Source organism: Rhodococcus sp. JCM 9793, assembly GCF_055380405.1.
This window is the reverse complement of sequence record NZ_AP043721.1, coordinates 4,285,373-4,311,594: the sequence shown is the minus strand read 5'-3', so window position 1 is coordinate 4,311,594 and position 26,222 is coordinate 4,285,373. Positions and strand designations below refer to the sequence as shown.

22 protein-coding genes and 2 tRNA genes are annotated in these 26,222 nt (G+C 66.4%); 17 read left to right on the top strand and 7 right to left on the bottom strand.

What is annotated here, in order from left to right:
• The first annotated feature begins 10 nt into the window (after positions 1–10).
• The 7 genes from ACZ46K_RS22040 (at position 11) to ACZ46K_RS22010 (ending at position 11,481) form a co-directional block, all read left to right on the top strand.
• Positions 11–2,119, top strand: a complete 2,109-nt coding sequence (locus tag ACZ46K_RS22040; RefSeq protein ID WP_054810497.1) for a bifunctional copper resistance protein CopD/cytochrome c oxidase assembly protein — start codon at positions 11–13, stop codon at positions 2,117–2,119.
• Between the two features lie 36 nt (positions 2,120–2,155).
• On the top strand, positions 2,156–3,280 hold the full coding sequence (locus tag ACZ46K_RS22035; RefSeq protein WP_464749438.1) for a lipase family protein: 1,125 nt from the start codon (positions 2,156–2,158) through the stop codon (positions 3,278–3,280).
• A gap of 59 nt (positions 3,281–3,339) precedes the next feature.
• The gene (gene ettA, locus ACZ46K_RS22030) at positions 3,340–5,013 is read left to right on the top strand and encodes an energy-dependent translational throttle protein EttA (RefSeq protein ID WP_464744785.1); all 1,674 of its coding nucleotides are present in this window, start codon (positions 3,340–3,342) and stop codon (positions 5,011–5,013) included.
• A complete protein-coding gene (locus ACZ46K_RS22025) occupies positions 5,006–5,437 on the top strand; it encodes an acyl-CoA thioesterase (protein ID WP_464744783.1) in 432 nt (143 codons plus the stop codon). The genes ettA and ACZ46K_RS22025 overlap by 8 nt, the downstream gene beginning before the upstream one ends.
• Positions 5,438–5,563: 126 nt before the next feature.
• The gene (locus tag ACZ46K_RS22020) at positions 5,564–10,354 is read left to right on the top strand and encodes an NAD-glutamate dehydrogenase (RefSeq protein ID WP_464744781.1); all 4,791 of its coding nucleotides are present in this window, start codon (positions 5,564–5,566) and stop codon (positions 10,352–10,354) included.
• A gap of 4 nt (positions 10,355–10,358) precedes the next feature.
• Complete coding sequence (locus ACZ46K_RS22015) at positions 10,359–10,793, top strand: acyl-CoA thioesterase (protein ID WP_054806224.1); 435 nt, start codon at positions 10,359–10,361, stop codon at positions 10,791–10,793.
• Positions 10,794–10,806: 13 nt separating this feature from the next.
• A complete protein-coding gene (locus tag ACZ46K_RS22010) occupies positions 10,807–11,481 on the top strand; it encodes a DUF8010 domain-containing protein (RefSeq protein ID WP_464749437.1) in 675 nt (224 codons plus the stop codon).
• A 27-nt stretch (positions 11,482–11,508) separates the two neighbouring features.
• Here ACZ46K_RS22010 and ACZ46K_RS22005 read toward each other — a convergent pair whose 3' ends face one another.
• Entirely contained in the window at positions 11,509–11,901 is a 393-nt protein-coding gene (locus tag ACZ46K_RS22005; protein ID WP_054807825.1) for a globin, read from the bottom strand.
• 189 nt (positions 11,902–12,090) lie between these two features.
• On the opposite strand from ACZ46K_RS22005, the gene ACZ46K_RS22000 reads away from it, so the two are divergent.
• The 3 genes from ACZ46K_RS22000 (at position 12,091) to ACZ46K_RS21990 (ending at position 13,528) form a co-directional block, all read left to right on the top strand.
• Positions 12,091–12,717 (top strand): HNH endonuclease, encoded by a 627-nt coding sequence (locus tag ACZ46K_RS22000; RefSeq protein WP_464744779.1) that lies wholly within the window; start codon positions 12,091–12,093, stop codon positions 12,715–12,717.
• 87 nt (positions 12,718–12,804) lie between these two features.
• Entirely contained in the window at positions 12,805–13,071 is a 267-nt protein-coding gene (gene ctaJ, locus ACZ46K_RS21995; RefSeq protein ID WP_054807824.1) for an aa3-type cytochrome oxidase subunit CtaJ, read from the top strand.
• A complete protein-coding gene (locus ACZ46K_RS21990; RefSeq protein ID WP_054807823.1) occupies positions 13,058–13,528 on the top strand; it encodes a DUF5130 family protein in 471 nt (156 codons plus the stop codon). The genes ctaJ and ACZ46K_RS21990 overlap by 14 nt, the downstream gene beginning before the upstream one ends.
• Positions 13,529–13,651: 123 nt before the next feature.
• On the opposite strand, the gene pepN is transcribed toward ACZ46K_RS21990, so the two are convergent.
• Entirely contained in the window at positions 13,652–16,234 is a 2,583-nt protein-coding gene (gene pepN, locus ACZ46K_RS21985) for an aminopeptidase N (protein WP_464744777.1), read from the bottom strand.
• 62 nt (positions 16,235–16,296) lie between these two features.
• Complete coding sequence (locus ACZ46K_RS21980) at positions 16,297–17,538, bottom strand: NAD(P)/FAD-dependent oxidoreductase (RefSeq protein WP_464744775.1); 1,242 nt, start codon at positions 17,536–17,538, stop codon at positions 16,297–16,299.
• Positions 17,539–17,699: 161 nt separating this feature from the next.
• Here ACZ46K_RS21980 and ACZ46K_RS21975 point away from each other — a divergent pair, with 161 nt between their 5' ends.
• Positions 17,700–18,332 (top strand): mycothiol-dependent nitroreductase Rv2466c family protein, encoded by a 633-nt coding sequence (locus ACZ46K_RS21975; protein ID WP_054807628.1) that lies wholly within the window; start codon positions 17,700–17,702, stop codon positions 18,330–18,332.
• Positions 18,333–18,404: 72 nt separating this feature from the next.
• Here the strand turns inward: ACZ46K_RS21975 and ACZ46K_RS21970 are convergent, their stop codons facing one another.
• On the bottom strand, positions 18,405–19,346 hold the full coding sequence (locus tag ACZ46K_RS21970) for an ABC transporter substrate-binding protein (RefSeq protein ID WP_464744773.1): 942 nt from the start codon (positions 19,344–19,346) through the stop codon (positions 18,405–18,407).
• Positions 19,347–19,438: 92 nt separating this feature from the next.
• Here ACZ46K_RS21970 and ACZ46K_RS21965 point away from each other — a divergent pair, with 92 nt between their 5' ends.
• Together ACZ46K_RS21965 and ACZ46K_RS21960 are read left to right on the top strand one after the other, a co-directional pair.
• Complete coding sequence (locus tag ACZ46K_RS21965; protein ID WP_054810780.1) at positions 19,439–19,915, top strand: ribose-5-phosphate isomerase; 477 nt, start codon at positions 19,439–19,441, stop codon at positions 19,913–19,915.
• Between the two features lie 3 nt (positions 19,916–19,918).
• Positions 19,919–20,716 (top strand): Fpg/Nei family DNA glycosylase, encoded by a 798-nt coding sequence (locus ACZ46K_RS21960; protein WP_464744771.1) that lies wholly within the window; start codon positions 19,919–19,921, stop codon positions 20,714–20,716.
• Between the two features lie 16 nt (positions 20,717–20,732).
• On the opposite strand, the gene ACZ46K_RS21955 is transcribed toward ACZ46K_RS21960, so the two are convergent.
• The 3 genes from ACZ46K_RS21955 to ACZ46K_RS21945 all read right to left on the bottom strand — a co-directional run bounded on the left by ACZ46K_RS21955 (position 20,733) and on the right by ACZ46K_RS21945 (position 22,961).
• On the bottom strand, positions 20,733–21,527 hold the full coding sequence (locus ACZ46K_RS21955; protein WP_464744769.1) for a DUF1542 domain-containing protein: 795 nt from the start codon (positions 21,525–21,527) through the stop codon (positions 20,733–20,735).
• 53 nt (positions 21,528–21,580) lie between these two features.
• Positions 21,581–22,750: a WS/DGAT domain-containing protein gene (locus ACZ46K_RS21950; protein WP_464744768.1), complete on the bottom strand. Its 1,170-nt coding sequence runs from the start codon at positions 22,748–22,750 to the stop codon at positions 21,581–21,583.
• Positions 22,751–22,887: 137 nt separating this feature from the next.
• A tRNA-Gly gene (locus ACZ46K_RS21945) sits at positions 22,888–22,961 on the bottom strand.
• Positions 22,962–23,134: 173 nt separating this feature from the next.
• On the opposite strand from ACZ46K_RS21945, the gene ACZ46K_RS21940 reads away from it, so the two are divergent.
• The 4 genes from ACZ46K_RS21940 to ACZ46K_RS21925 all read left to right on the top strand — a co-directional run bounded on the left by ACZ46K_RS21940 (position 23,135) and on the right by ACZ46K_RS21925 (position 26,116).
• A tRNA-Pro gene (locus ACZ46K_RS21940) sits at positions 23,135–23,211 on the top strand.
• Between the two features lie 73 nt (positions 23,212–23,284).
• Complete coding sequence (tig, locus tag ACZ46K_RS21935; RefSeq protein WP_464749436.1) at positions 23,285–24,667, top strand: trigger factor; 1,383 nt, start codon at positions 23,285–23,287, stop codon at positions 24,665–24,667.
• Positions 24,668–24,777: 110 nt separating this feature from the next.
• Positions 24,778–25,404 (top strand): ATP-dependent Clp protease proteolytic subunit, encoded by a 627-nt coding sequence (locus tag ACZ46K_RS21930; RefSeq protein WP_464744766.1) that lies wholly within the window; start codon positions 24,778–24,780, stop codon positions 25,402–25,404.
• Positions 25,405–25,453: 49 nt separating this feature from the next.
• Positions 25,454–26,116, top strand: coding sequence for an ATP-dependent Clp protease proteolytic subunit (locus ACZ46K_RS21925; protein WP_054806000.1), 663 nt, complete (start codon positions 25,454–25,456; stop codon positions 26,114–26,116).
• The last annotated feature ends 106 nt before the right edge of the window (positions 26,117–26,222 follow it).

Genomic DNA, 26,222 nt, shown 5'->3' with positions numbered 1-26,222 from the left:
CCTGGTAGGCATGGCAACACCCGACCTCGAGCGTGAGACGCAGCAGCCCGCGCCGGCCCGCGCACGTGGCAACCCCTCAGCATTGTTCGTCCTGTTCGGTGTTGTCGCGGCGATCGTCGCGGCAATCGTCGTGGGGCTTTCGGCGGCGCAGGCGCTCGTATTGCTGGGGATTCCGGATCCCGGTCCGATCACCACCTACGGACTTCCGATGGTGCGCGCGGTGTCGGAGATCGCGACGGTTCTGACGATCGGGTCGTTGTTCTTCGCTGCGTTCCTCGTACCTCCGCAAGCGAACGGGGTCCTCGACGTCGGCGGATACCGCGCAGTGCGGACAGCGGGCGTCGCCGCGGTGGTGTGGGCGGTCACGGCGGCGCTGATGGTGCCGCTGACTCTGTCGGACACCTCCGGTCAGCCGTTCTCCGAGGCAATCAGACCGGCGAACCTGTTCGCCGCTCTCGGCCAGGTCGAGACGTCCCTCGCGTGGGCATGGACGACGGTGCTCGCACTGATCACCGCGATCCTGATCCGACTGGCCCTGCGCTGGTCGTGGACTCCCTATCTGTTGCTGCTCTCGCTCGTGACGTTGATGCCGATCGCACTGACGGGACATTCGTCCACGGGCGGCTCCCACGACATGGCCACCAACAGCCTGGTACTGCATCTGGTGGCGGCGTCGGTATGGGCGGGCGGCCTGTTCGCGGTCCTCGCCCACGCGTGGCGACAAGGCGAGTACTCCGACCTGGCTGCCCGGAGATTCTCGTTCGTCGCGTCCATCGCGTTCGTGGTGATGGCGATCAGCGGCGTGATCAACTCGGCGGTGCGGGTGCCGTTCGACGACCTGTTCACCACCACCTACGGGCGGCTGGTGGTCGCGAAGACGGTGGCCTTGGTCGTGCTCGGCATCTTCGGCTGGGCGCAGCGACGGCGCGCACTGCCCGACCTCGAGGCCGATCCGACGAACCGCGGCGCGTTCGTGCGGTTCGCAGCCGTCGAGTCCCTGATCCTTGCCGCGACCGTGGGCCTGGCGGTGGGTCTCGGACGCACTCCGCCACCACCACCTGCGACGTCACCGTCAGTGCTCGAGGTGGAGCTCGGCTACAACCTCGATGCGCCGCCCACGTTCATGAACCTGTTCTTCGGCGAATGGCGGTTCGACCTGATCTTCGGTACGGCGGCTCTGGTGCTCGCGGCCGGGTACGCCATCGGACTGTGGACGTTGCGCAAGCGCGGCGACACGTGGCCGATCGGTCGGTCCATCGCGTGGTTCTCGGGATGTTTCGTCCTGCTCGTGACGACCAGTTCCGGTGTCGGGATGTATTCGCCCGCCATGTTCAGCGTGCACATGGGCGCCCACATGGCGATGTCGATGCTCACCCCGGTACTGCTCGCCCTCGGCGGAGCGATGACCTTGGCGTTGCGTGCGTTCACACCCGCCGGACGCGGTGCCCCGCCCGGGCCGCGCGAATGGATCCTCGAGTTCCTGCACAGCCCCCCGTCACGCTTCTTGACGCACCCGCTCGTCGCGTCGGTGATGTTCGTCGGCGGGTTCTATGCGTTGTACCTGGGCGGAATCTTCACCACGTTCGCGGACAGTCACACCGCGCACGTGCTCATGAACCTGCACTTCCTGTTGAGCGGCTACCTCTTCTACTGGGTGGTCATCGGTGTCGATCCGGCGCCGCGCGAGGTGCAGCCGGTGACCAAGCTGGCGATGGTGTTCGGGTCGCTTCCGTTCCACGCGTTCTTCGGCGTGACCCTCATGAGCATGGGGTCGGTCATGGCCGAGTCGTACTACCGGGGACTGGCACTGCCGTGGAACGCCGACCTGTTCTCGGACCAGAAGGTCGGTGGCAGTATCGCGTGGTCGGCGGGGGAGATCCCGCTCGTGCTCGTGATGATCGCACTACTGGTGCAGTGGTCGCGTAGCGACGAGCGCACTGCACGGCGCGTGGACCGCGCCGCGGATCGCGACCACGATGCCGATCTGGCCGCACACAATGCCATGTTCGCCGAGTTGGCCCGTCGCGACAGCGCTGGAGCGGAGAGCAGGGCGCCGAACACCGCCGCATCCGACGAAACGCGGACAGGTGAATCGGGTACAGACCACGTATCGTCCTGATTCATGGCCCCGACCCGAGTGGCATCCGCACCGGTAATGCACGCAGCGTGGCGGGGACTTCTCGCCTGTGTCTGCGCCGTAACTCTCGCGTGTGTCGCCGCACCGACGGCGGGCGCGGCGCCCACCCCGGGGTCGGTGGTGTCGGCGGAAACGCTGCCGACGGCTTTGTCGGTGCCGGGTGCGGCGAGCGCTCAGATGATCACCTACCGGACGCAATGGCGTTCCGGGGAGGACACCGTCGGTACAGGGGTGGTGTTCCTGCCGGCCGGTGAGGCACCCGCGGGCGGTTGGCCGGTACTCGCATGGGCGCACGGCACCACCGGACTGTCGGACTCCTGCGCGCCCTCGCGCACCCCGCGCAGCGCCCGCGACACCGCCTACCTCGACCACTGGCTGGGCCAGGGCTACGCGGTGGTGGCAGCCGACTATCCCGGACTGGGCAGCGACGGGCTGCACCGATATCTGGACGGACAGAGCGCGGCGAACAGCATCGTCGACATCGTGCGCGCCGGCCGCGCCGTCGAACCGGGTCTGTCCGACGAGTGGATCGTGGTCGGGCAGTCTCAAGGTGGCCACGCGGCGCTCCACACCGCACACCTCGCGACCGCGCGTGCACCGGAGCTCGACTTCCGGGGCACAGTGACGACCGGTGCGCCGTCCAATCTCGAACGTGTCTTCCCGTTCGGTTTCCCCGGCTTCCCGGACCTGGGTCTCGACGGGCTCACCACCTTCAGCGCGTACATCTTCGCCGGTCTGCGCGACGCGGATCCGGGGCTGGATCTCGACAGCTATCTCACCGATACCGGCCGCGAAGTGCTCGCGGCTGCCGAGGACCTCTGCTACGAAGAGCTGACGGAGCGCTACTCCGGCGTAGGCATCGGCGAGCTGCTCACGAGACCGCTCACCGACGACCGGTTCCGTGCGGCGTTCACCGACTACCTGGCAGTTCCCGTCACGGGATACGACCGGCCGATGTTCCTCGCCCAGGGCCTGCACGACACGATGGTGCCGGCGCCACTGTCGTTCGCGCTCGCCGCCGATCTCACCGCCGGGGGCGCAGCGCCGCAGTTCCGGACGTATCCGACAGGGCACTCCGAGACGATGGCCGCGTCGCTGCCGGACACCACACCGTTCGTCGCGGCGCTGTTCGCCGCGCCCTGATCCAGCTGCCGGAACCGCAGGATGTGGGATCTACGCGTGGGACGGATACGCTGGTCGCCATGGCGGAGTTCATATACACGATGAAGAAGGTGCGCAAGGCGCACGGTGACAAAGTAATTCTCGATGACGTCACCATGAGCTTCTACCCGGGCGCGAAGATCGGTGTCGTCGGGCCCAACGGCGCGGGTAAGTCGTCGATCCTCAAGATCATGGCGGGCCTGGACCAGCCCAGCAACGGCGAGGCCTTCCTCGATCCGGACGCGACGGTCGGGATCCTGTTGCAGGAGCCCCCGCTCAACGAAGAGAAGACGGTCAAGCAGAACGTCGAGGAAGGCCTCGGCGAGATCAAGGTCAAGCTCGATCGGTTCAACGAGATCGCCGAACTCATGGCCACCGACTACTCGGATGAGCTCATGGACGAGATGGGCAAGCTGCAGGAGGAGCTCGACCACGCCAACGCGTGGGACGTCGACTCCCAGCTCGACCAGGCAATGGATGCGCTGCGTTGCCCGCCGCCGGACGAGCCCGTCACCCACCTTTCCGGTGGTGAGCGTCGCCGTGTCGCGTTGTGCAAGTTGCTGCTGAGCAAGCCCGACCTGTTGCTCCTCGACGAGCCCACCAACCACCTCGACGCCGAGTCGGTGTTGTGGCTCGAGCAGTTCCTCGCGTCGTACCCCGGCGCAGTTCTCGCCGTGACTCACGACCGGTACTTCCTCGATCACGTCGCGCAGTGGATCTGTGAGGTCGACCGCGGCAAGCTTCACCCGTACGAGGGCAACTACTCCACCTACCTGGAGAAGAAGGCCGAGCGCCTCGAGGTGCAGGGTAAGAAGGACCAGAAGCTGCAGAAGCGCCTCAAGGAGGAGCTCGAGTGGGTCCGTTCCGGGTCGAAGGCCCGCCAGACGAAGAGCAAGGCGCGTCTCGGTCGCTACGAGGAGATGGCAGCGGAAGCCGAGAAGCACCGCAAGCTGGACTTCGAAGAGATCCAGATCCCGACGCCGCCACGACTCGGCAACATCGTCGTCGAGGTCGATCACCTCGACAAGGGCTTCGACGGCCGCGTCCTGATCAAGGACCTGTCGTTCACATTGCCCCGCAACGGCATCGTCGGTGTCATCGGCCCCAACGGTGTCGGTAAGACCACGCTGTTCAAGACCATCGTCGGCCTCGAAGCGCCCGACAGCGGCACGGTCAAGGTCGGCGACACGGTCAAGCTCAGCTACGTCGATCAGAACCGCGCCAACATCGATCCCACGAAGAACGTGTGGGAGGTCGTCTCCGGCGGCATGGACTACATCGAGGTCGGGCAGAACGAGATGCCGTCCCGCGCGTACGTCAGCGCGTTCGGGTTCAAGGGACCGGACCAGCAGAAGAAGTCCGGCGTGCTCTCCGGCGGTGAGCGCAACCGCCTGAATCTGGCGCTGACGCTCAAAGAGGGCGGCAACCTGATCCTGCTCGACGAACCGACCAACGACCTCGACGTCGAAACCTTGAGCTCGCTCGAGAACGCGCTGCAGCAGTTCCCGGGTTGCGCCGTCGTGATCTCCCACGATCGCTGGTTCCTCGACCGCACGTGTACCCATATCCTCGCGTGGGAGGGCAACGTCGAAGAGGGCCAGTGGTTCTGGTTCGAGGGCAACTTCGAGGCATATGAAGCCAACAAGATCGAGCGTCTCGGTGCCGATGCGGCTCGCCCGCACCGGGTCACCCACCGGAAGCTGACGCGTGACTGATCAGGCAGTTCCCGCGATCTCGGTCGAGCCCTATCGGGCTCAGGTCGAGGTCCGTTGGGGCGATTCGGACCAGCTCGGCCACGTGAACAACTCCAAGATCGTCGAGTACATGCAGGAGGCACGGGTCAAGTTCCTGCAGGCCGACGCGATGCGACACCTCGCGATCGTGGTGCGGAAGATGGACGTCGAGTTCCTTCTTCCCATCAAGTACGAGTCGGGTCCGGTCACGGTCGAGATCACCGCGATGCACGTGGGGAACACCTCCTACACGCTCAGGCATACGGTGCTCGACCGCCACGATGCGGTGTGCGCGCGCGGCGACGCGGTCCTCGTCGGGTTCGACATGCAGACCGAGCGTCCGCGCCCCATCACCGACGGTGAACGCGAGGTACTCACCCGGCATCGGGTCGCTGCGACGACCTGACAGCTGGATCGGATCGGCGACTGCTGACGCTTTCGCCTCCCCACATCGGACGCCGCGGATAGGCTCGACTACGGGCCCGTCCGCGGCGTCCGCGGTTTCGGCGGCAAGCGAGGGGAGTGATGTTTGATGTCGGAATCTGCGGCTTCGCGCGATCTTTCGTCTACGGTGCGAGTCCTGGAGCGCGCTTATCTGCAGTCTCCGGATGGGGTAGGCGATCCCGAAGTCGCTGCCGCCGCGCATCTCGCGCTCGGCCTCGACCGTCTCGCCGGCACGGCCACGACGCGCGTGTACCGGGCGGACGACGCGGTCGGTGCCGCCGTCCAGATCGTCACCGACGACATGCCACTGCTGGTGGAGTCCGTCACCGCGTTGCTCTCGCGTCTCGGTGCGGCGGTCGCCGCACTGGTCCACCCGGTCTTTGCGGTCCACCGCGACCTGGACGGCGTGCTCCTCGACCTGGCGCCGGATGGCGCACTGCAGAGCGACGAGCCCACCGAATCGTGGATACACATCCAGCTGCACCCGACCACCCCGCCGGACGTCCTCGACGGGATCGAATGTGAAATCGACGGTGTGCTCGACGATGTGCGGCAGGTCGTCGCCGACACCGACGCCATGCACACCCTGCAGAACCGGCTTGCCGACGAACTCGAGGCACTCGCTGCCGACCCGGCTTCCGTCCACGCGCCGACCGATCTCGCCGAGACCGCCGAGCTGCTGAGGTGGCTCGCCCGCGGCAACTATGCGGGGCTCGGATATCGAAGGTACGACTTCGGCGTGCCCGACGGCGACGGAGCCTGCAGGTCCAGTCCCGTCCCGCACAGTGGTCTCGGGGTGCTGCGTACGGTGTCCGAGACTGCAGATCCGATCGACCTGCCCGACGAGGTGTATCCGGACCGCAGACCCCTGCTCGTGCTCACTCAGGGCGCGCGGCCTGCGACCGTGCATCGTTCGGTGTATCCGTACTTCGTCGGCGTGGGCATCCTCGACGCAGAGGGCCGCACCGTCGGTGAACACCGCTTCCTCGGTGTCCTCACCGTGACTGCGATGCACGAGAACATCCTCGACATCCCGTTGCTGCGTCGGAATGCCCGGGCAGTGATCGCCCGTGCCGGTGTCGAACTGTCGTCGTACGGCGGTCAATCGATGCTCGAGATCATGCAGACCTTGCCGCGCGCGGAACTGCTGTCGATGGACCAGGAGACTCTCTACAGGACGGTGACGTCCGTGGTCGAGATCCGCCGCCAGGTCCGGCTCTTCGTTCGGGTCGACACCTACGGACGATACGTGTCGTGCCTGGTGTACCTTCCCCGTGACCGGTACACGACGAAGGTCCGCATCCGGATGCAGAACATCCTGCTTCACGAATTCGGCGGTGGCACTCTCGATTACACCGCACGAGTGTCCGAGGGCGACCTTGCGCTGCTGCACGTGACCGTCCGGTTCCCCGACCACGTACGCCCCCGGGTCGACACTTCCGAGAACAACAGGCAACGAATCCAGGCGCTCCTCGCGGAGGCCAGCCGCAGCTGGGAGGATCGGCTCACCGAGGTGGCCGGAACTCATCCGAGCGTCGATCCGGCGTTGGTCCAGCGGTACGTCGACGCCGCCCCCGAGGCGTACAAGGAGGACTTCAGTTCCGAACGTGCTCTCGCCGACCTGATGCGTCTCGAAGTACTCGAACCCGGCGATTTCGACACGCTCGTCTATCGGTCCGACACCGAAGATCACCGGAGTTGGCGCTTCACCCTCTACGTCGGGTCGGAACCGGTGACGCTCGGCCGCGTTCTCCCGGTGCTGCAGAGCCTCGGTGTGGAAGTCGTCGACGAGCGGCCCTACCTGTTGCCGAGATCCGACGGTGTCGACTGCTGGATCTACGACTTCGGCCTGCACCTGCCGAACGATCTCGACCCCGGACTGTTCGACACCGACCCCACACTCGCCGGCCGGATCACCGACATGTTCGCCGCCGTGTGGCGTGGACACGCCGAGACGGACCGTTTCAACGAACTCGTGCTCCGCGCCGGCCTCACCTGGCGGCAGGCCACAATGCTCCGCGCGTACGCGAAATTCCTTCGGCAGACCGGATTTCCGTACAGCCAGTACAACATCGAACGTGTCCTGTTGGGCGCGCCCGGTACGACCGCGTTGCTCGTGGAACTGTTCGCCGCCCGGTTCGATCCCCACCGCGCATCCGACGTCCGCGAGCAGAGCATCACCGATGAACTGCTCGAGAAGATCGACGCTGTCACTGCGCTCGTCGCCGATCGCATCCTGCGGGCAGTGCTGTCATTGGTCCGATCCACCTTGCGAACCAACTTCTTCGTGCCCGATACGGATGACGAGGCGCGCGGCCAGACCCTGGCGTTCAAGTTCGATCCCAGCGGCATCTCGGAACTGCCCGAACCCCGACCGAAATTCGAGGTGTTCGTGTATTCACCGGACATCGAAGGCGTCCACATGCGATTCGGAGCGGTCGCGCGAGGCGGACTGCGCTGGTCCGACCGCCACGAGGATTTCCGCACCGAGATCCTCGGCCTGGTGAAAGCGCAGGCAGTGAAGAACGCGGTGATCGTCCCGGTCGGCGCGAAAGGCGGGTTCGTCGTCAAACGTCCACCGGCACCCACCGGCGACGCCGCCGCGGACCGGCAGGCCGTACGTGCTTCCGGGGAAACCTGCTACCGGCGATTCATCGCTGCCCTGCTCGGCCTCACCGACAACCTCGACCGGGTGAGTGGCACAGCGACCCCGCCGCGGCGAGTGGTACGGCACGACGATGACGACACCTATCTCGTGGTCGCCGCGGACAAAGGCACCGCCACCTTCTCCGACCTCGCCAATTCGGTTGCCGCCGAGTACAAGTACTGGCTCGGCGACGCATTCGCGTCCGGAGGATCGGCCGGATACGACCACAAGGAAATGGGGATCACCGCCCGCGGCGCATGGGAGAGCGTCAAACGGCACTTCCGTGAACTCGGTGTCGACACCCAGAGCCAGGACTTCACCGCGGTGGGCGTCGGCGACATGAGCGGCGACGTGTTCGGCAACGGGATGCTCCTCAGCGAACACATCCGATTGGTCGCCGCGTTCGACCACCGCCACATCTTCCTCGACCCGAATCCGCAGGCGGCGGATTCGTTCGCGGAACGAAGCCGGCTCTTCGAGATACCGCGTTCGTCCTGGGCGGACTACAACCCTGCCCTGATCGGTACCGGAGGTGGAGTGTGGGAACGCACCCGCAAATCGATCCCGATCAGCAACCAGGCTCGCGCGGCGCTCGGTCTGCCCGGTCACGTCACCGAACTCACCCCGCCCGAACTGATCCGCGCGATCCTGCGTGCGCCCGTCGATCTGTTGTGGAACGGAGGCATCGGCACCTACATCAAGGCGCGATCCGAATCGCACGCGGACGTCGGTGACAAGAGCAACGACACGGTCCGCGTCGAAGGCGCCGATCTGCGTGTCCGAGTGGTCGGAGAGGGCGGAAATCTCGGTGTCACCCAACTCGGCCGCATAGAATACGCACGCAACGGCGGAAAGATCAACACCGATGCGATCGACAACTCCGCCGGCGTCGACTGCTCGGACCACGAGGTCAACATCAAGATCCTGCTCGACTCGATGGTCACCTCCGGCGACCTCCCCGTCGAGGACCGAAATCCACTGCTCGCTTCGATGACCGACGATGTGGCCGAACTCGTGCTCTCCGACAACATCGACCAGAACAGTGTCCTGGGCCTGGAACGGGCATCCGCACCCGCGTTGCTCGGCGTCCACCAGCGGCTCATCGCAGCGCTCGAAAGGGAGCGCCGAATCGACCGCGTCCTCGATGCACTCCCCGATGACACGGAGATGGACCAGCGTCGCACAGACGGAGAAGGATTGAGCTCGCCGGAACTGTCGCAACTGCTCGCCCACGTGAAGCTTGCCCTCGTCGACGACCTGCTCGACACCGACCTGCCCGACAGCGACACCTTCGCGACGCGGTTGCCCGACTACTTTCCGCGCGCACTCCGCACGAAGTTCCGCGCAGGGATCAAAGCGCACCCACTCCGCCGCCAGATCGTTGCGACGATCCTGGCCAACGACACCGTCGACAACGGCGGTGTCACCTTCGTCTTCCGACTCTGCGAGGAAACAGGAGCGTCGAGCACCGATGCTGTCCGCGCCTTCGCCGCCGTCACCGAAATATTCGGTCTGCGGGGGATCTGGGATCGGATCAGGGCGGCCGATCTGGCCACCGACATCGCAGACGACCTGCTGCTCGAATCCCGCCGCGCACTCGATCGGGCATCGCGTTGGCTACTGTCGAACCGCCCACAACCGTTGGCCGTCGGCGCCGAGATCAGCCGGTACCGACAGCTGTTCGCGAATCTCGCGCCGCAAGTGGGCGAGTGGATGCGCGGTCACCACGTACAGGACCTGGAGGAACGGACGCAGCACATCCTGTTGCACGAGGCACCTCCGGACATGGTCGCGATGGTGTACCGGCTCCTCGACCAGTTCCCCCTTCTCGACGTCATCGACATCGCGGACATCGTCGAACGGGAGGAAACCGAGGTCGCGGAGTTGTACTACGCGATGGACGCGCACCTGGGCATCGACCGGCTGCTGTCCGCAGTCACCGAACTCGAACGCGGCGACCGGTGGCACTCCCTTGCGCGCCTCGCCCTGCGCGACGAACTCTACGGATCGTTGCGGTCACTCGTCCTCGATGTGCTCGCCGGGGCAGAGCCGGGGGAGACGTGCCCGGAGATGATCGAGGACTGGGAGATGTCGAACGGCTCGCGGCTCGTCCGCGCAAGGTCGGCACTCGACGAGATCTTCGCATCTGGGAGTCTGGACCTGGCCACCTTGTCGGTGGCTGCACGACAGGTCAGGAGCATGGTGCGCACCGGCGCACCCGATCGGAGGTAAACGCGTGAGCGATGCGGGTGAGCAGTTCGGATTCCACACGGAAGTCACGGTGCGGTGGTCCGACATGGACGTCTTCCAGCACATCAACCACGCGCGGATGGTGACTCTGCTCGAAGAAGCCCGCATCCCGTGGCTGTTCGCCGACGGGCGACCCACCCAGAGTCTGCGCGAGGGCGCCGTGATCGCCGACCTCCACGTCCGCTATCGCGGACAGTTGCGACACGACGACGGTCCCCTCGACGTCATGATGTGGACCGAGAAGGTGCGCGCGGTCGACTTCACGATCGGCTACGAGGTGCGGCCCGGCGGTGCTCCCGCCGACTCGGCGCCCTCGATCGTTGCGTCCACCCAGATTGCCGCATTCGACATCGACACGCAGCGACTCCGCCGGCTCACCGACGAGGAACGCGCCTACTTGTCGCGGTGGAAGCGTGCCTGACGGTACGCAGGGAATCGGCGATCGGGCGGTCGCTCTCGCCGGGGAGAGCGACCGCGCCGACCTGGCCGCATTCCTCACCCGCGCGCTGCGTCTCGACGAGGCTGCGGTCGTGCGACTGCGGCGTCGTGGCGACGGTGTGCTCGCTGCCTGGATCCAGACGGGATTCGAGGTCCTCGCCACCCGAATCGTGCGAGGAACAGTCCAGCCTGCAGACCTCAGTGTCGCCGCCGATTCACTGCGGTCCGCACTCACCGCGTCGGTGGGCACTACGAATGCGATCGATCCGGGCTGGGCGATGGACTCGGCGTGGCGGGGAGCATTACCACCGGACGAGGGGTTCACACACGTCGACGATGTCCCGGCCCGGGTCCTCGTCGAACTCGCTCAGCAGGGTGTCGCGCTGACCCGCGACGCGGGAGCACAGGGACCGCCGGCGTCGCTGCTGGCCCAGGAGGTCCTCGAAGTCAGCGGAAGCGAGACCGTCGTCGGGGTACCCATGCGGATGGTGTTCGCGCTCGGGGCGATGGGGTTCGTGCCCACCACCGGCCGCGACACGATGGTCGCCGACGGGATCGCCGCCGACGAAGTGGTGCGGGTGCGTGCCTCGAACACCTGGATCCGGCTCGATGCCCGTTACGGATCGGTCTACCTGCGGAAAAGTGGGGGTATCGGCCTGAGCGTCCTCTGACGAGTGCTCGGGCCGCCGCCCCGACCGTCACACCGGCGAGTTCATCAGCGAATCTGCCGCCATATCGATGTAGTCGACGAGCTGACGACGGTGCGTGGCATCGAGGGTCCGATCGTCGATCGACGCGATTGCAGTGTGCATGCATCGCAACCAGGCGTCGCGCTCGAGGGGACCGATCTTGAACGGATGATGACGCATCCGCAGTCGCGGGTGACCGCGCTCATCCGAATAGGTGCGCGGACCACCCCAATACTGCTCGAGGAACATCCGCATGCGGCGCTCGGCCGGGCCGAGATCTTCCTCGGGATAGAGGGGGCGGACGACCTCGTCCTTCGCCACCTCTTCGTAGAAGCGCGCGACGATCTTGTGGAAGGTCTCGGCGCCGCCGATCTCGTCGTAGAACGTCTGCTGGTCGGTCATCGTGTTCTGCGTACCTCCCTCTCAACGGCCATTGTGCCCGCACCGACGCAAGCGCGCCCGTACGGGGTCGCGTACTCGCCGGTACCCACGACACAGGATGTTCACCGAGGGGTCCTCGATTCGTCCGCGGATTTCGGGTGCGATTTCGAGATATCCATGGTGCACTGTTTCCAGTCTTCCGGAGGTCGTATGAAGCACGCCAGCACAGCACATCGACAACTCCCGCCCGCGGACGCCCCGATCGGGGCGCCGGGGGCCACCACCCTGCATGTGGTACGCGACGACGTCGGTCTACCCGACTGGGTGAAACGTCGGGTGCTGCTGCTCAACGCCACCTACGAGCCGCTCACGGCACTTCCCGCGCGACGTGCCGTGGTCCTCATGGCCGGCGGCAAGGCCGACACGGTGCACGACGACCCGCTCGCACCGATGGTTCGATCGGCCGAATGGTCGGTGCAGTTGCCGTCGGTGATCCGGTTGCGCACCTACGTGCGGGTTCCCTATCACGCGCGAGTGCCCATGACCCGGGCCGCGCTCATGCATCGCGACGGCAACCGTTGCGCGTACTGCGGCTCCAAGGCCGAGACCATCGATCACGTCATTCCCCGCAGTCGCGGCGGAGCGCACGCGTGGGAGAACTGCGTGGCATGCTGTGCACCCTGCAATCACAAGAAGGCCGACAAACTACTCAGTGAACTCGGGTGGACGTTGCGCGCGTCCCTGGTTCCGCCGAAAGGCAGGCATTGGCGCCTGCTGGCCACCCTGCAGGACCTGCATCCGACCTGGCTTCCGTACCTCGGTGAGGGTGCTGCCTGACCGGCGAGGCCGGGCAATCGGACTCGGGTCGGGACCAAATCCGGGGCATGTGAGGTCTTTGGTAGCCACCTGGGATACCTTCTCCCTGTGAGCATTCTCGAGACAACGCTGATATTCGTCGGCATCCCGCTGCTGATCGTTCTGGTATTCGGGGCTATCTCCTGGACCGCGCCCCGTAAGCCCGGCCCGGCCGCATCCGACCACCCGTACAAGCTCGGCGACGAGTGGAACCACGGTGCGCTGCTGTGGACCGCAACCGACGAGGTGACCGAGCACGGTCGCCACGCACATCACGGGCACGCAGCCGGTGCACCGGCTGAGTTGATCGGAGGTACCGCAAGTGGCAAGTGGTGACGTGATTCATGCCCCGGCGCGCAGCGACGCGCCCCTGCCGCACGCTGCGGTACTGACCTCGAGCGGCCGGATCTCTGAGGCTCGCGCCGACGGCATCGAGTTCCCTGGTCCGCCGTTCGAGGACGACGAGATGATCGCCCTCGACGACACGCTCACGGCCGCGATCCGCGCCACCGGTGTGCGCTTCAACGTGTACATCGCCGATGCCGCGGACCCGGCTGCTGCCACAGACGCGGTCTTCCCGTCGACGCCCGAGGCCGAGAACTCGGTGCTCCTTGCGGTGTACCCGAACCAGAAGGCCGTCGAGGTCCGCAGCGGACGCGACGCAGGCCAGGTCACCGACCGGATCGCTCAGCTCGGCGTGACCGCGGCAGTCGGACCGTTCGGCCAGGGACAGCTCATCGACGGCATCATCAGTGCCATTCGCGTGATCGCCAACGCGATCATCGCCCCGTAGGACCCGGCAGTACCGCAGGACATCGGCAGTATCCGTTGCCTGCCTCGGCCCGATGTCACCGTCGGTCACTTCGAGTGACCGACGGTGACATCGGGCCGAGTGCGTATCCGGGGTGCCCGCCGGTCAGGACGCGTCGAACGCCTGAGCGCGCAGTGATCGCACGATCCCGGCGCGCCCCTCGGTGATCAACCGGCGCAGCGCCGGCGGGCGGTCCCCGGCGAGGAACTCGTCGGCCGCCGCGACCGAGGCCTCAGTGATCGACCAGGACGGATACAGGCCCACGACCACGGTCTGCGCGACCTCACTGGACCGACGCTCCCACACATCGGGCACCTCTGCGAAGTACCGGGCCACATAGGGCTCGAGCAGCTCCGACTGGCCGACGGGTGCGAACCCGCCGATGACCGAACGGGCAGTGATGTTCGGGACGGTGTCGTCGCCGACCACTGTCTGCCACACCTGGGCCTTGACTGCTTCCTGCGGCCGGGCCGCGCGTGCCGCCGCTGCCTGCCGGGCACCGGCCGCGGTCGGGTCACGCTCGGCTTCCGCGTCGATGAACGGCGACTCGACGCCTTCGGCGTCGACCTCACCAGCGGCTGCGAGCGCCTGCACGAGACGCCACCGCAGATCGGTGTCCACGACCAGACCGGGAAGTCCGACCTTCGCCGGATCGCCGCCGAGCAACTCCTCGAACACCTCCGTGTGCCACGGCGAGAGCCGGGCGGTGGACAGAGCGTTGACGAAAGCGAGCTGATGGTCGGACGCGGGCTCCGCCTCGCGTGCCAGCTCGAGCAACCGATTCGCGTAGTCGCTCCAGCCCGATGCCTCGGCCCACGCGGGGTCGGCGTAGCTGCCGACGGCTGTGTGCGCCTGCATCAGCAGACGCTGCACGACTCCCACTTCGGTCTCCGCGGCGATACCGCGCTGCACCAGCGCCACGAAATCGCGGGCCTTGAGCTCGGCCTGCCGGGTCATCTCCCACGCGGCCGACCACACCAACGTGCGCGGCAGCGACTCGGCAATGTCTCCGACCCGTTCGATCACCGTGCTCAGCGACTCGTCGTCGAGCCGGACAGCGCAGTAGGTCAGATCGTCGTCGTTGACGAGCACGAACCTGCCGCGATCCACACCGACGAGTTCGGGGACGTCGGTACTCGCGGCAGCGTCGACATCGATCTCGACGCGGTGGGAGCGCACGAGTTTGCCCGAGCCGTCGTCGTCGTAGACACCGATCGCGAGGCGATGCACGCGGAACTCACCTGCACCGGGCTGCGCGCCTTCCTGCACTACTGCGAATCGCGTGAACTTGCCGTCGGCATCGACCTCGAAGTCGGGCCGCAGGATGTTCAGACCCGTCGTCTTGAGCCACTGGGCGCCCCACCCCGACAGGTCGCGGCCCGACGACTTCTCGAGCGCGGCAAGCAGGTCGTCGAAGGTCGCGTTGTCGAAGGCGTGGTCGCGGAAATATGCGCGCAGACCTTCGAGGAACGGCTCCTGCCCGACGTAGGCGACGAGCTGCTTGAGCACCGAGGCGCCCTTCGCGTAGGTGATGCCATCGAAGTTGACCTCGACGGCGGCGAGGTCGGGGATGTCCGCGGCGATCGGATGCGTGGACGGCAGCTGATCCTGCCGGTACGCCCACGACTTCTCGACGTTCGCGAACGTCGTCCACGCGTTGGTGTATTCGGTGGCCGAGGTCTGCGAGAGCACGGACGCGAACGTGGCGAAGGACTCGTTGAGCCACAGATCGTCCCACCAGCGCATGGTGACGAGGTCGCCGAACCACATGTGCGCCATCTCGTGCAGGATCGTCTCGGCGCGCCGCTCGTAGGAGTAGCGGGTGACCTTGGACCGGAAGACGTAGTCCTCGAGGAACGTCACCGCGCCGGCATTCTCCATCGCGCCCGCGTTGAACTCCGGCACGAACAGCTGGTCGTACTTGCCGAAGGCATACGGCACACCGAAGTTCTCGTGGTAGAAGCCGAAGCCCTGCTTGGTCTCCGTGAAGAGACGCTCGGCGTCCATGAACTCGGCGAGGGACGTGCGGCAGTAGAGGCCGAGGGGGATCGTCCCGTGCTCGTCGGTGTAGCTGTCGGTCCACTCGGCGTACGGACCCGCGATGAGCGCAACGAGATAGGTGCTCATCCGTGGGGTGGTGCGGAAGAGGTGCTGACCGGGCGATGCAGCGGTGGTCTGCACTGTTTCGGAATTCGAGATCACCTTCCAGTCGGTGGGGGCGGTGACCGACAGATCGAAGGTGGCCTTGAGATCGGGCTGGTCGAAGCACGCGAACATCCGCTTGGCGTCGGCCGTCTCGAACTGCGAGTACAGGTACACCGCGTCGTCGGTCGGATCGACGAACCGGTGAAGGCCCTCGCCCGTATTCGTGTAGAGGCAGTCGGCGTCGACGACGAGTTCGTTGTGCGCGGCGAGTCCGGTCAGTGCGATGCCGGTGTCCTCGGTATATCCGGACACGTCCACCGGCGAGCCGTTGAGCGTGGCCGAATGCACGGTCTGCGCGATCAGATCGATGAAGGTCGACGCACCCTCGGTCGCATCGAACGTCACGGTGGTGACGGAACGGAACGTGGTGGCTCCCGGCGCTCCGGACCCGTCGGTGAGGTCGAGGACGACGGTGTAGTTGTCGACGCGCAGGACCGCTGCCCGCTCGGCGGCCTGCTCGCGGGTCAGGTTCGGTGGTGCCACAGGAGAACTCCTTCTCACGACGGGATGTCGGTCGGACCCATCCCATCATGGTCGGGCCCCGCTCAGGTGGCGACGTCCGACAACGGCACGTCCGCGTCGGCAAGGCGGGCAGGATCGACGGGGGAGGCGGACGAGATGAGCGCGCGGATGTCGTCGCCGGCGTCCCAGATGTTCACGTTCATCCCGGCCAGCACCTTGTTGTCGCCGTCGAGCCAGAACGCGAGGAACTCGCGTTTCCCGACATCGCCGCGGGTGACCACCCGTGAATCGGGTGGGGCGAGCCCGACGTACTCCATGCCGAGGTCGTACTGGTCGGTGAAGAAGTAGGGGAGGCGGTCGTAGGACGCGTCGATGCCGAGCATCGTCGCCGCGGCAACGGCAGGCTGGTTGAGTGCGTTGGCCCAGTGCTCGACCCTCACGCGACCCCTGAGTGCGGGGTGCAGGGCCGCCGCAATATCGCCGACAGCGACGATGTCGGGGTCACTCGTGGCCAGCGACGCGTCGACGAGAACCCCGCCGTCGACGTCGAGACCCGCGTCCTGGGCGAGTTCGACGTTCGGTGCCGCCCCTACTGCAACGAGCACCGCATCGGCGGGAACTGTGGTGCCATCGGCGAGGACGACGCCTGCGGCGTGGCCGCCGTCGACGGCGATCCCACGCACGGAAGCGCCGAGCCGTAGGTCCACGCCGTGTGTCCGGTGCAGGTCGGCGAACACCGCGCCGATCTGTGGGCCCAGCGACCCGGACAGGGGGACCTCCGCGGATTCGATCACCGTCACGTCGGCGCCGTGCCCCCGTGCGCCCGCCGCGATCTCGAGTCCGATCCATCCCGCGCCGATGATCGCGAGGCGCGCGGGGGTGCCGTCGTCCCGTCGGATCGCAGCGAGCAGGTCGTCGGCCTCGGAGACCGTGCGCAACACGTGGACGCCCGACGCATCGACCCCGGGGAGCGGCAGACGCCGGGAGCGCGATCCGGTCGCGAGTGCCAGCTTGTCGTAGTGCACGGTCGAGCCGTCCGGCAATGTGACGGTGTGCGCGACCGGGTCGATCGCGGTGACCGTCGTGCCGAGGCGAAGGTCGACACGATGGTCTCGGTACCAGTCGCCGCGCTGCACGGTGAAGTCGAGAAGTCTCTTGTCGCCGGCGAAGTACTCCTTCGACAGCGGCGGTCGCTCGTACGGCAGATGTTCCTCGGTGCCGATCAATACGACGTGGCCCGGGAAATCGCGTGCTCGTAATTCCTCCGCCACCTTGGCGCCGGCGAGTCCGGCTCCGACGATCACGAACGTCTTCTCACCCGCCATCGAATGACCTCTCGTTCGTTTGTGCGTGCTCGACGCGTGTACGTCCGGGTCCTCGAGTCCGACGGTACGGGGATCGCGCGCTGCCGCGACGAAGATCGGGAAGAATGCCCCGCGGTGCGGTGTTGCACTCCCTGTAACCCGACACTTGTGAGGAGATCATCTTGAGCGACTCGAACACCGGTACCGCGTCAGGCAAGGACACCGCAGACTTCTGGTTCGACCCGCTGTGCCCGTGGTGCTGGATCACCTCGCGGTGGATCCTCGAGGTCGCCCAGGTGCGCGATATCGAGGCACGCTTCCACGTCATGAGTCTCGCCGTGCTCAACGAGGGTCGCGACCTGCCCGACGAGTATGCCGAGATGATGAAGACCGCCTGGGGCCCGGTGCGCGTGGCGATCGCTGCGTCGCAGAAGTACGGCGACGAGATCCTCGAGAGCCTGTACACCGCGATGGGCACTCGCATCCACAACGAGGGCAACAAGGACCTCGCCGACGTCATCGCCGGTGCTCTCGCCGAGCTCGACCTCGACCCTGTTCTCGCAGAGGCCGCCGAAAGCGAGGACTACGACGAGGCGCTGCGCGAAAGCCATGCGGCCGGGATGGACGCCGTAGGCCCGGACGTGGGAACCCCCACGATCCACGTCAACGGTGTCGCGTTCTTCGGTCCGGTGCTGTCGAAGATCCCGCGCGGAGAAGAGGCAGGCAAGGTCTGGGACGGCGTCGTCGCACTCGCGTCCTACCCGCACTTCTTCGAGCTCAAGCGCAGCCGCGACGAGGACCCGTCGTTCGACTGACGATCGACCGAGAGAAAAGTGTCCCTCCGGCTCGTGAGAGCCGGAGGGACACTGTGTGTCGTAGGGGATCTGTCAGCCGAGGGTCGCCTCGAGGTCGTCGAGGATGGTGTTCGCACCGACCACACCGATGCCGACCATCCAGGTCTCGTCCTCGAACTCGTGGACGTTTCCTGCGGCGACGCCGGGTTGTGCGCCCCACAGACCTGTCACCGCAGCCATGGTGGTCGCGGCCGGATCCCCTCCCGGGTTGGTGAAGAACACGACGTCGCCGTCGATCTCGGTGTAGTTCTCGGGACTGAGCTCGAGCATCGAGTACTCGTTCCAGGCGCGATCCGCACCGAGGTCGTAGCCGACCTGCGTGAGGATCGAGCCCGAGAAGGTGTCAGGACCGTACAGACGGAAATTGTCCGGGCGGAACCGCACCATCGATGCGGTCTGCCCTTCGGCGCCGATGTCCTTACCGATCTGTGCGGCGCGTTCCTCGACGCCGGTGAGGAGGGTTTCCATCTCGTCGGTCTCGCCGACCGCGGCAGCCGTGATGCGGGCCTGCTCCTCCCAGTCGGTGCCAGAGTTCACGGAGAACACCGTCGGCGCGATTGCCGAGAGCTGCTCGTAGAGCGCTTCGTGTCGCACCTGTGCACCGATGATGAGGTCGGGGTTCAGGCTTGCGATGGCCTCGAGGTCGGGCTCCATCGTGGGCCCTACGATCTCGGTGCCCTCGAGGTCGTCGGCGAGGTACGCGGGGACACCGGTCGCCGCACCGGATTCGGTGGCGCCGACCGGCGTGATGCCGAGCGCGACGAGGGCATCGAGGTGCGGGGAGTCGATGACGACGATGCGTTCGGGAGTGCCCTCGATCGTCGTCTCACCCATCGCGTGCTGGACGGTGTAGGACTCGTCGGAGGCGGCGGCCTCGTCGGACGAAGTCGACCCGCAGGCCGACAGGAGGAGCGCTGTTGCGGCAGCGGCAGCGCCCAGGATGACGCGCGTCGATCGACCTTGTGATGTGAACATTCGCTCAATGTATCGGGTTAGGTGAGGGAACCCTCACCACGGGTGGGCGGAGTGGTTCCCTGCTCGCGGCGGTGCCTGTCTAGACTCGGCACATGCGCGTTTACCTGGGAGCCGACCACGCCGGTTTCGAACGTAAGAATCAAATCATCGAGCACCTGACGGCCAACGGCCACGAAGCCGTCGATTGCGGTGCCTTCGAATACGACGCACTCGACGACTACCCGGCGTTCTGCATCGAGGCCGCCCGTCGCACGGTTGCCGATCCGGGGAGCCTCGGGCTCGTCCTCGGCGGCAGCGGTAACGGCGAGCAGATCGCCGCGAACAAGGTCCCCGGTGCGCGCTGCGCGCTGGCGTGGAGCGTCGAGACCGCGAAGCTTGCCCGCGAGCACAACAACGCCCAGCTGATCGGTATCGGCGGCCGGATGCATTCCCTCGAAGAGACGCTCGCGATCGTCGACGCCTTCCTCGCGACCGAGTGGTCGAACGAGGATCGGCACCAGCGTCGCATCGACATCCTCGCCGAGTACGAGAAGTCCGGTGACGCACCCGCGGTACCGGGCGCGAACTGACCGGTGCCCGAAGGACACATCCTGCACCGGCTCGCTCGGTTGCACCATGATCGGTACGCGGGTGCACCGGTGCGGGTGTCCAGCCCCCAGGGGCGTTTCGCCGACGGTGCGGCGACGGTGAACGGACGGGTCCTCACGCACGCCGACGCGTGGGGCAAGCACCTGTTCCACCACTACGAAGGCGCACTGACCGTGCACGTGCACCTCGGCATCTACGGGGCCTTCACCGATTCCGAACTCCCACTCGGGGATCCGGTGGGTCAGGTCCGCATGCGGATGATCGGCTCCGGGCACGGCAGTGACCTGCGCGGACCGGCCGCATGTGAGGTCCTCACCGAGGGGGAGGTCGACGCTATCGAAGCGCGTCTCGGCCCCGACCCGTTGCGAGCCGACGCCGATCCGGAGCAGGCATGGGCGAGGATCAGTCGCTCCCGTAGCCCGATAGGTGGTCTGCTCATGGACCAATCGGTGATTGCGGGCGTCGGCAATGTGTACCGCGCCGAAGTGCTGTTCCGGCACGGCATCCATCCTGAGCGACCCGGCAAGAACCTCTCACGCACCGAATTCGATGCGATCTGGGCCGATCTGGTCGAGTTGATGCAGGTCGGGATGGCGCGGGGTCGCATGCATGTCGTGCGTCCCGAACACGATCACGGTGCACCCGCATATGCGAAGGATCGCCCCCGAACCTACGTCTACCGGCGGGTCGGAGATCCGTGCCGGGTCTGCGGCACGCCGGTGCTCCACAAGGTGATGGGCGCGCGGAACCTGTTCTGGTGCCCGGTCTGTCAACCGAAGTGAACCTGCGCCCGGCAGCTCAGAATCCGTCGAACCCGAAGTCGCCGAGCCCGCTGTCGCCGCCGAACGAGTCGCCGCCGCTGTCGCCGCCGCCGAAGTTGTCGCCACCGCCGTCGGAACCACTGCTGTCGTCGCCACCGAAGTCGTCGCCCGAGGCGGCGTCCGAGCCGTCCGCCGCGCCGCTCTCGAACTCCTGCGCGTCGTACGGCACTCCCGCCATACCCGCGAACAGCGACGAGAACAGGAACATCGAGCCCACACCCCACGCGCCCGCGACGAGGGCGGGCTTCCACCACGGTTCCGAGTACCAGCCGGCCGGCACCGGCCGGCCCGCGACACGGCCGCCCGGGTAGTAGTTCGGTGTCCGTGCCGACGGCGACGGGGATGCGGCGACCTGCCGGCCCTCGAACTCGACCTGACGGTCTTCGGTGACGGATCCCGCCGATTTCTGACCGTCGAGAGTGGGGATCTCCGGTCCGGGATCCATGCCCATCGCGGTGCGGGCAGCGCGGATGTAATACAGCCCTTCGAGCGCGGTCTGCTTCGCGAGTCGTGCCTGGGCGGGGGACTGCGCCTGGTCGATCTGCGAACCGGCCGCGGTGAATCGTTCGGCGGCGTCGGCCAGCGCCTGACGGGACGCGTCGTCGGTGCCGGTGAGGTTGTAGATCTGGCCGCCGAGCCGTTCGATGGCCTGACGGGCGTCGGCTTTGGCGTCGTCGAGATTTCCGGCAGCGTGTCGCGTCGTGGTCTTCTGCGAGCGCGCCACGAAGAACACGACGACGCCCACCGCCACGAGGATGAGAAGAAGTTCCACGGTGAATCCCTCCGACGAGGTCGTCCGGTATGGATTCCAGCGTACCGATCGGGTCAGCTGGAGAGGACGGTCCGCAGACCCGTCCGCAGGCAGGCGTCGAACGCCTGCCGGTCGGGCACCGCCGCAGGGTCGACGGTGAGCCCGACGCAACACGTGTCGAGGTAGGACATCAGTGTCGCGTTGAGTGCGGACCCCAGGGTGCGGCCGAAACCGTAGTAGCGTGCGATACCCGCTCCCGCTACGAACAAGGGTGTTGCCGAACCCGGGACCGTGCAGGTCAGTACGTCGTCGTGACCGAACATCCGAGTTGACGGAAGCACGCTCGGATCGTCGGGCATCTCAGCGGTCACACTGTCGATGCGCTGCATCAGGGCGACCGGCCCGTCGTCGATCTCGGTGCCGCCGAGCGGGACCTGCGCGGGCTCTTCGGATCCGGTACCCGGGATCGCGGCGAACAGATCGTCCGCGGGGGAGCCGTGGGTGTGCCGGTACGCGGCATATCCGAGGAGCACCGCCGCCGCGACGCCGCTTTCGAGTCCGCAGCCGGCGCGATCCACTGCGTCGCGCATCTCGCGGCAGGGAATATCGAGGGTATGGAGGCGGTGCGGCCCATCCGCCGGGATCGCGCGGTGTGGAAGAGGTTGTGATGCCGGAGCGACGATCGCCTTCACCAGATCGGTGGTGGTGTCCACGACGAGTTCGGTCGACGAGCGGAGCGCCTCCGCGGTGTGCTCCGACAGGGTGCGCAGCCACGCCCATACCGACCCGTGCTGTTCGCCGTTGTGCTGCGCAGGTGCACGGTGCCCGTTTCGTTCGGGGCGGACGATGCTGATCAACAGCGCCGCCTGGCCACCGGTGAGCCCGTCCACGAGCGTGAGACCCCAGCTCGGACGACAGGGGTCCACGGTCTCGGGAACAGCGGGAGTCAGCGACAGCACGTCCGGGAATCCGGCCGTGCCGGTCAGTGATACCCGGTCGAGATGCCACGGAGTGTCGTCGTGGTCGCTGTTGCGTCGGGTGACATCGAGTCCGATGGGGACTTCCACCACCCGGTGCCGGAACGCTGCGGCTTCCAGATTTCCGGGCGCGAGCATCGCCGTGACTCGATCCCATTCCGGAACGGCGTCGAGGAGCACTGCTGCGACGACGGATGACCGCGGGGCGGCAGACCCTGCTGCCGCCTCGCCGGACCTCATCGACGCGCGGTCGGGTGTCTCGCTCACACTGGCGACGCTCTCACAGCCGACGGGTGTTCGGTCTCGGATTCGAGTCGGTACCCGGGGATCGAGTCGAAACGGTGATCCGGTCGCTGCAGAAACGCGAACCGCCCGCGATCTCGATGAGATCGCGGGCGGTTCGGTGGAGGGGATGACGGGAATCGAACCCGCGTAGCCAGTTTGGAAGACTGGGGCTCTACCATTGAGCTACATCCCCGCGCCTGCGGCTTTGTCGGTGCTCACCGGGTGGTTTTCCGGTGTTCTCCGGCGTTCGCCGCTTGCAGGATGAGACTGTACCGAACCCGGCTTTGGAATTCATAATCGGGGGGCCGTAGGATTCACACCGGCCCCCGGCACCGCGGCGGGAGCAGTACGACGTCAGCAGTACGACGGGATGTGGCGCAGCTTGGTAGCGCATCCGCTTTGGGAGCGGAGGGTCGCAGGTTCGAATCCTGTCATCCCGACCAGATCGAACAGCGTCAGGGCGCTCAGTAGTGAGAACGAACGACCGACAAGAGCACGACAAAAGGAGTCATGTCCGTGAAGAGCACCGTCGAGCAGCTGAGCCCGACGCGAGTCCGTATCAATGTTGAGGTGCCCTTCGAGGAGCTCCAGCCTGATTTCGACCGCGCCTTCCAGTCCCTCGCCGGCCAGGTGCGGATCCCCGGATTCCGTCCCGGCAAGGCCCCGCGCAAGATCCTCGAGGCTCGCGTCGGTCGCGGTGCGGTGCTCGAGCAGGTCGTCAACGACGCGATCCAGTCGCGCTACTCCGAGGCTGTGACCGCGAACGAGGTCAAGGCCATCGGCCAGCCGGAGATCGACATCACGAAGCTCGAGGACAACGTCGAACTGGTCTTCGCGGCCGAGGTCGACGTGCGCCCCGAGGTCACTCTGCCCGACTTCTCCGAGATCGCGGTCACCGTCGATCCCGTCGAGATCTCCGACGAGGACATCGAAGAGCAGCTGCTGTCGCTGCGTCAGCGTTTCGGCACCCTCACGGGTGTCGAGCGCGCCGTACAGGACGGCGACTTCGTGTCGATCGACCTGTCGGCCACGGTCGACGGTGAAGAAGTCACCGAGGCTGCCACCGAGGGTCTGTCCCACGAGGTCGGCTCCGGCCAGCTCATCGAGGGTCTCGACGAGGCCGTCATCGGTCTCGAGGCCGGCGGGTCGAAGGAGTTCACCTCCACACTCGTCGCCGGTGAGTTCGCGGGCAAGGAAGCCGTCGTCACCGTCAAGGTGAATACGGTCAAGGAGCGTGAACTGCCCGCTGAGGACGACGAGTTCGCGCAGCTCGCCAGCGAGTTCGACACCCTCGACGAGCTGAAGGCAGACCTGCGTGAGCGTGTCGGCCGCGTCAAGCAGGTCGAGCAGGCCGGCCAGATCCGCGACAAGGTGCTCGACGAGCTCCTCGACAAGGTCGAGGTTCCGCTGCCCGAGGCCGTCGTTCAGGCCGAGGTCGACAGCGCACTGCACGATGCGATCCACGAGCTCGACCACGACGAAGCCGAGCTCGACAAGCTTCTCGAGGCTCAGGGTTCGAGTCGCGAGGAGTTCGACAACGAAGCCCGCGAGTCGGCCGAGCGGTCGGTCAAGACCCAGCTGCTCCTCGACGCGATCGCCGAGTCGGAGAAGACCACGGTCGAGCAGGAAGAGCTGACCGAGCGCATCTTCTTCCAGGCGCAGCGCTACGGCATCCCGCCGGAGCAGTTCATCCAGCAGATCAGCCAGGCCAACCAGCTCGGTGCGATCTTCGCCGACGTCCGCCGCGGTAAGGCCCTCGGCTCGGTCGTCGACCGCGTCGACGTCACCGACACCACCGGTGCGAAGGTCGACACCTCCGAGCTTTTCGGCGGCGCGAAGTCCGACTCGGATGAGGCTGCCGAGGACGCCGAGGCGACCGAGGAGAAGGCATCCGAGTAATCGGATCTTTTCCGCTTTGAGCGAAGATGGGCGGCACCGGGCATCCGGTGCCGCCCTGTTTCGTTAGTGTCAATGACAGCAATCCACGATTGACGAGAAGGCAGGTACCCGTGACTCCTCAGAATCCGGCGACATCCATCGGTCCGACGATGACCTCGGCCACCTCTGGGCTGAACCTCAGCGACTCGGTGTACGAACGCCTGCTCCGCGAGCGCATCATCTTCCTCGGCACACAGGTCGACGACGACATCGCCAACAAGCTCTGCGCGCAGATCCTGTTGCTGTCGGCGGAGGACCCCACGCGCGACATCTCGCTGTACATCAACTCGCCGGGTGGCTCGGTCACCGCGGGTATGGCGATCTACGACACGATGAAATACGCGGAGTGCGATGTGGCCACGTTCGCGATGGGCCTGGCTGCGTCGATGGGGCAGTTCCTCCTATCGGCCGGCACAAAGGGTAAGCGCTTCGCCCTGCCGCACGCGCGGATCATGATGCACCAGCCGTCTGCAGGGATCGGCGGTACTGCAAGTGATATCGCCATCATGGCCGAGCAGTTCGCGCACACCAAGCGTGAGATGGCAGAGCTGATCGCCGAGCACACCGGACAATCCGTCGAGCAGATCACCATCGACTCGGACCGCGACCGCTGGTTCACGGCGAATCAGGCACTCGAATACGGCTTCGTCGACCACGTTGTGGCCCGCGCCCAGCAGGCCGGTGGCACGTCGAACTAGTCCCGAGGCCCCCGACCCGCTCCACGTCCCACACATTCTTGGAGAAGCGATGACCAACATGTTCGATCCGCGCCAGCTCGGCGGCCAGGCCCCGAATTCACCGGCGAGCCGTTACATCCTCCCGTCGTTCATCGAGCACTCGAGCTACGGCGTCAAGGAATCCAACCCGTACAACAAGCTCTTCGAGGAACGCATCATCTTCCTGGGTGTCCAGGTCGACGACGCGTCCGCGAACGATGTCATGGCGCAGCTGCTCGTGCTCGAGTCGCTCGATCCCGACCGCGACATCACCATGTACATCAACTCGCCGGGTGGTTCGTTCACGTCGCTGATGGCGATCTACGACACCATGCAGTACGTGCGTGCCGACATCACCACCGTGTGCCTCGGCCAGGCGGCATCCGCCGCAGCCGTGCTGCTCGCGGCCGGTACCCCGGGTAAGCGGCTCGCGCTGCCGAACGCCCGCGTCCTCATCCATCAGCCCGCCACCGGCGGCATTCAGGGCCAGGTCTCCGACCTCGAGATCCAGGCCGCGGAGATCGAGCGCATGCGCCGTCTCATGGAGACGACGCTGGCGAAGCACACCGGCAAGGATCCCGAGCAGATCCGCAAGGACACCGATCGGGACAAGATCCTCACGGCAGCCGAAGCGGTCGAGTACGGTCTGATCGACAATGTGCTCGAGTACCGCAAGTTGTCCGCACAGGGATAGCCGCATCCGGCCCGGTCGAACGCTCCTGAGTGTGTTCGGCCGGGCCGTTGTGCGGGGTTCGAGTTGCTCCACGACCGGCACGCACAAATATGACCGGAAACGCGGA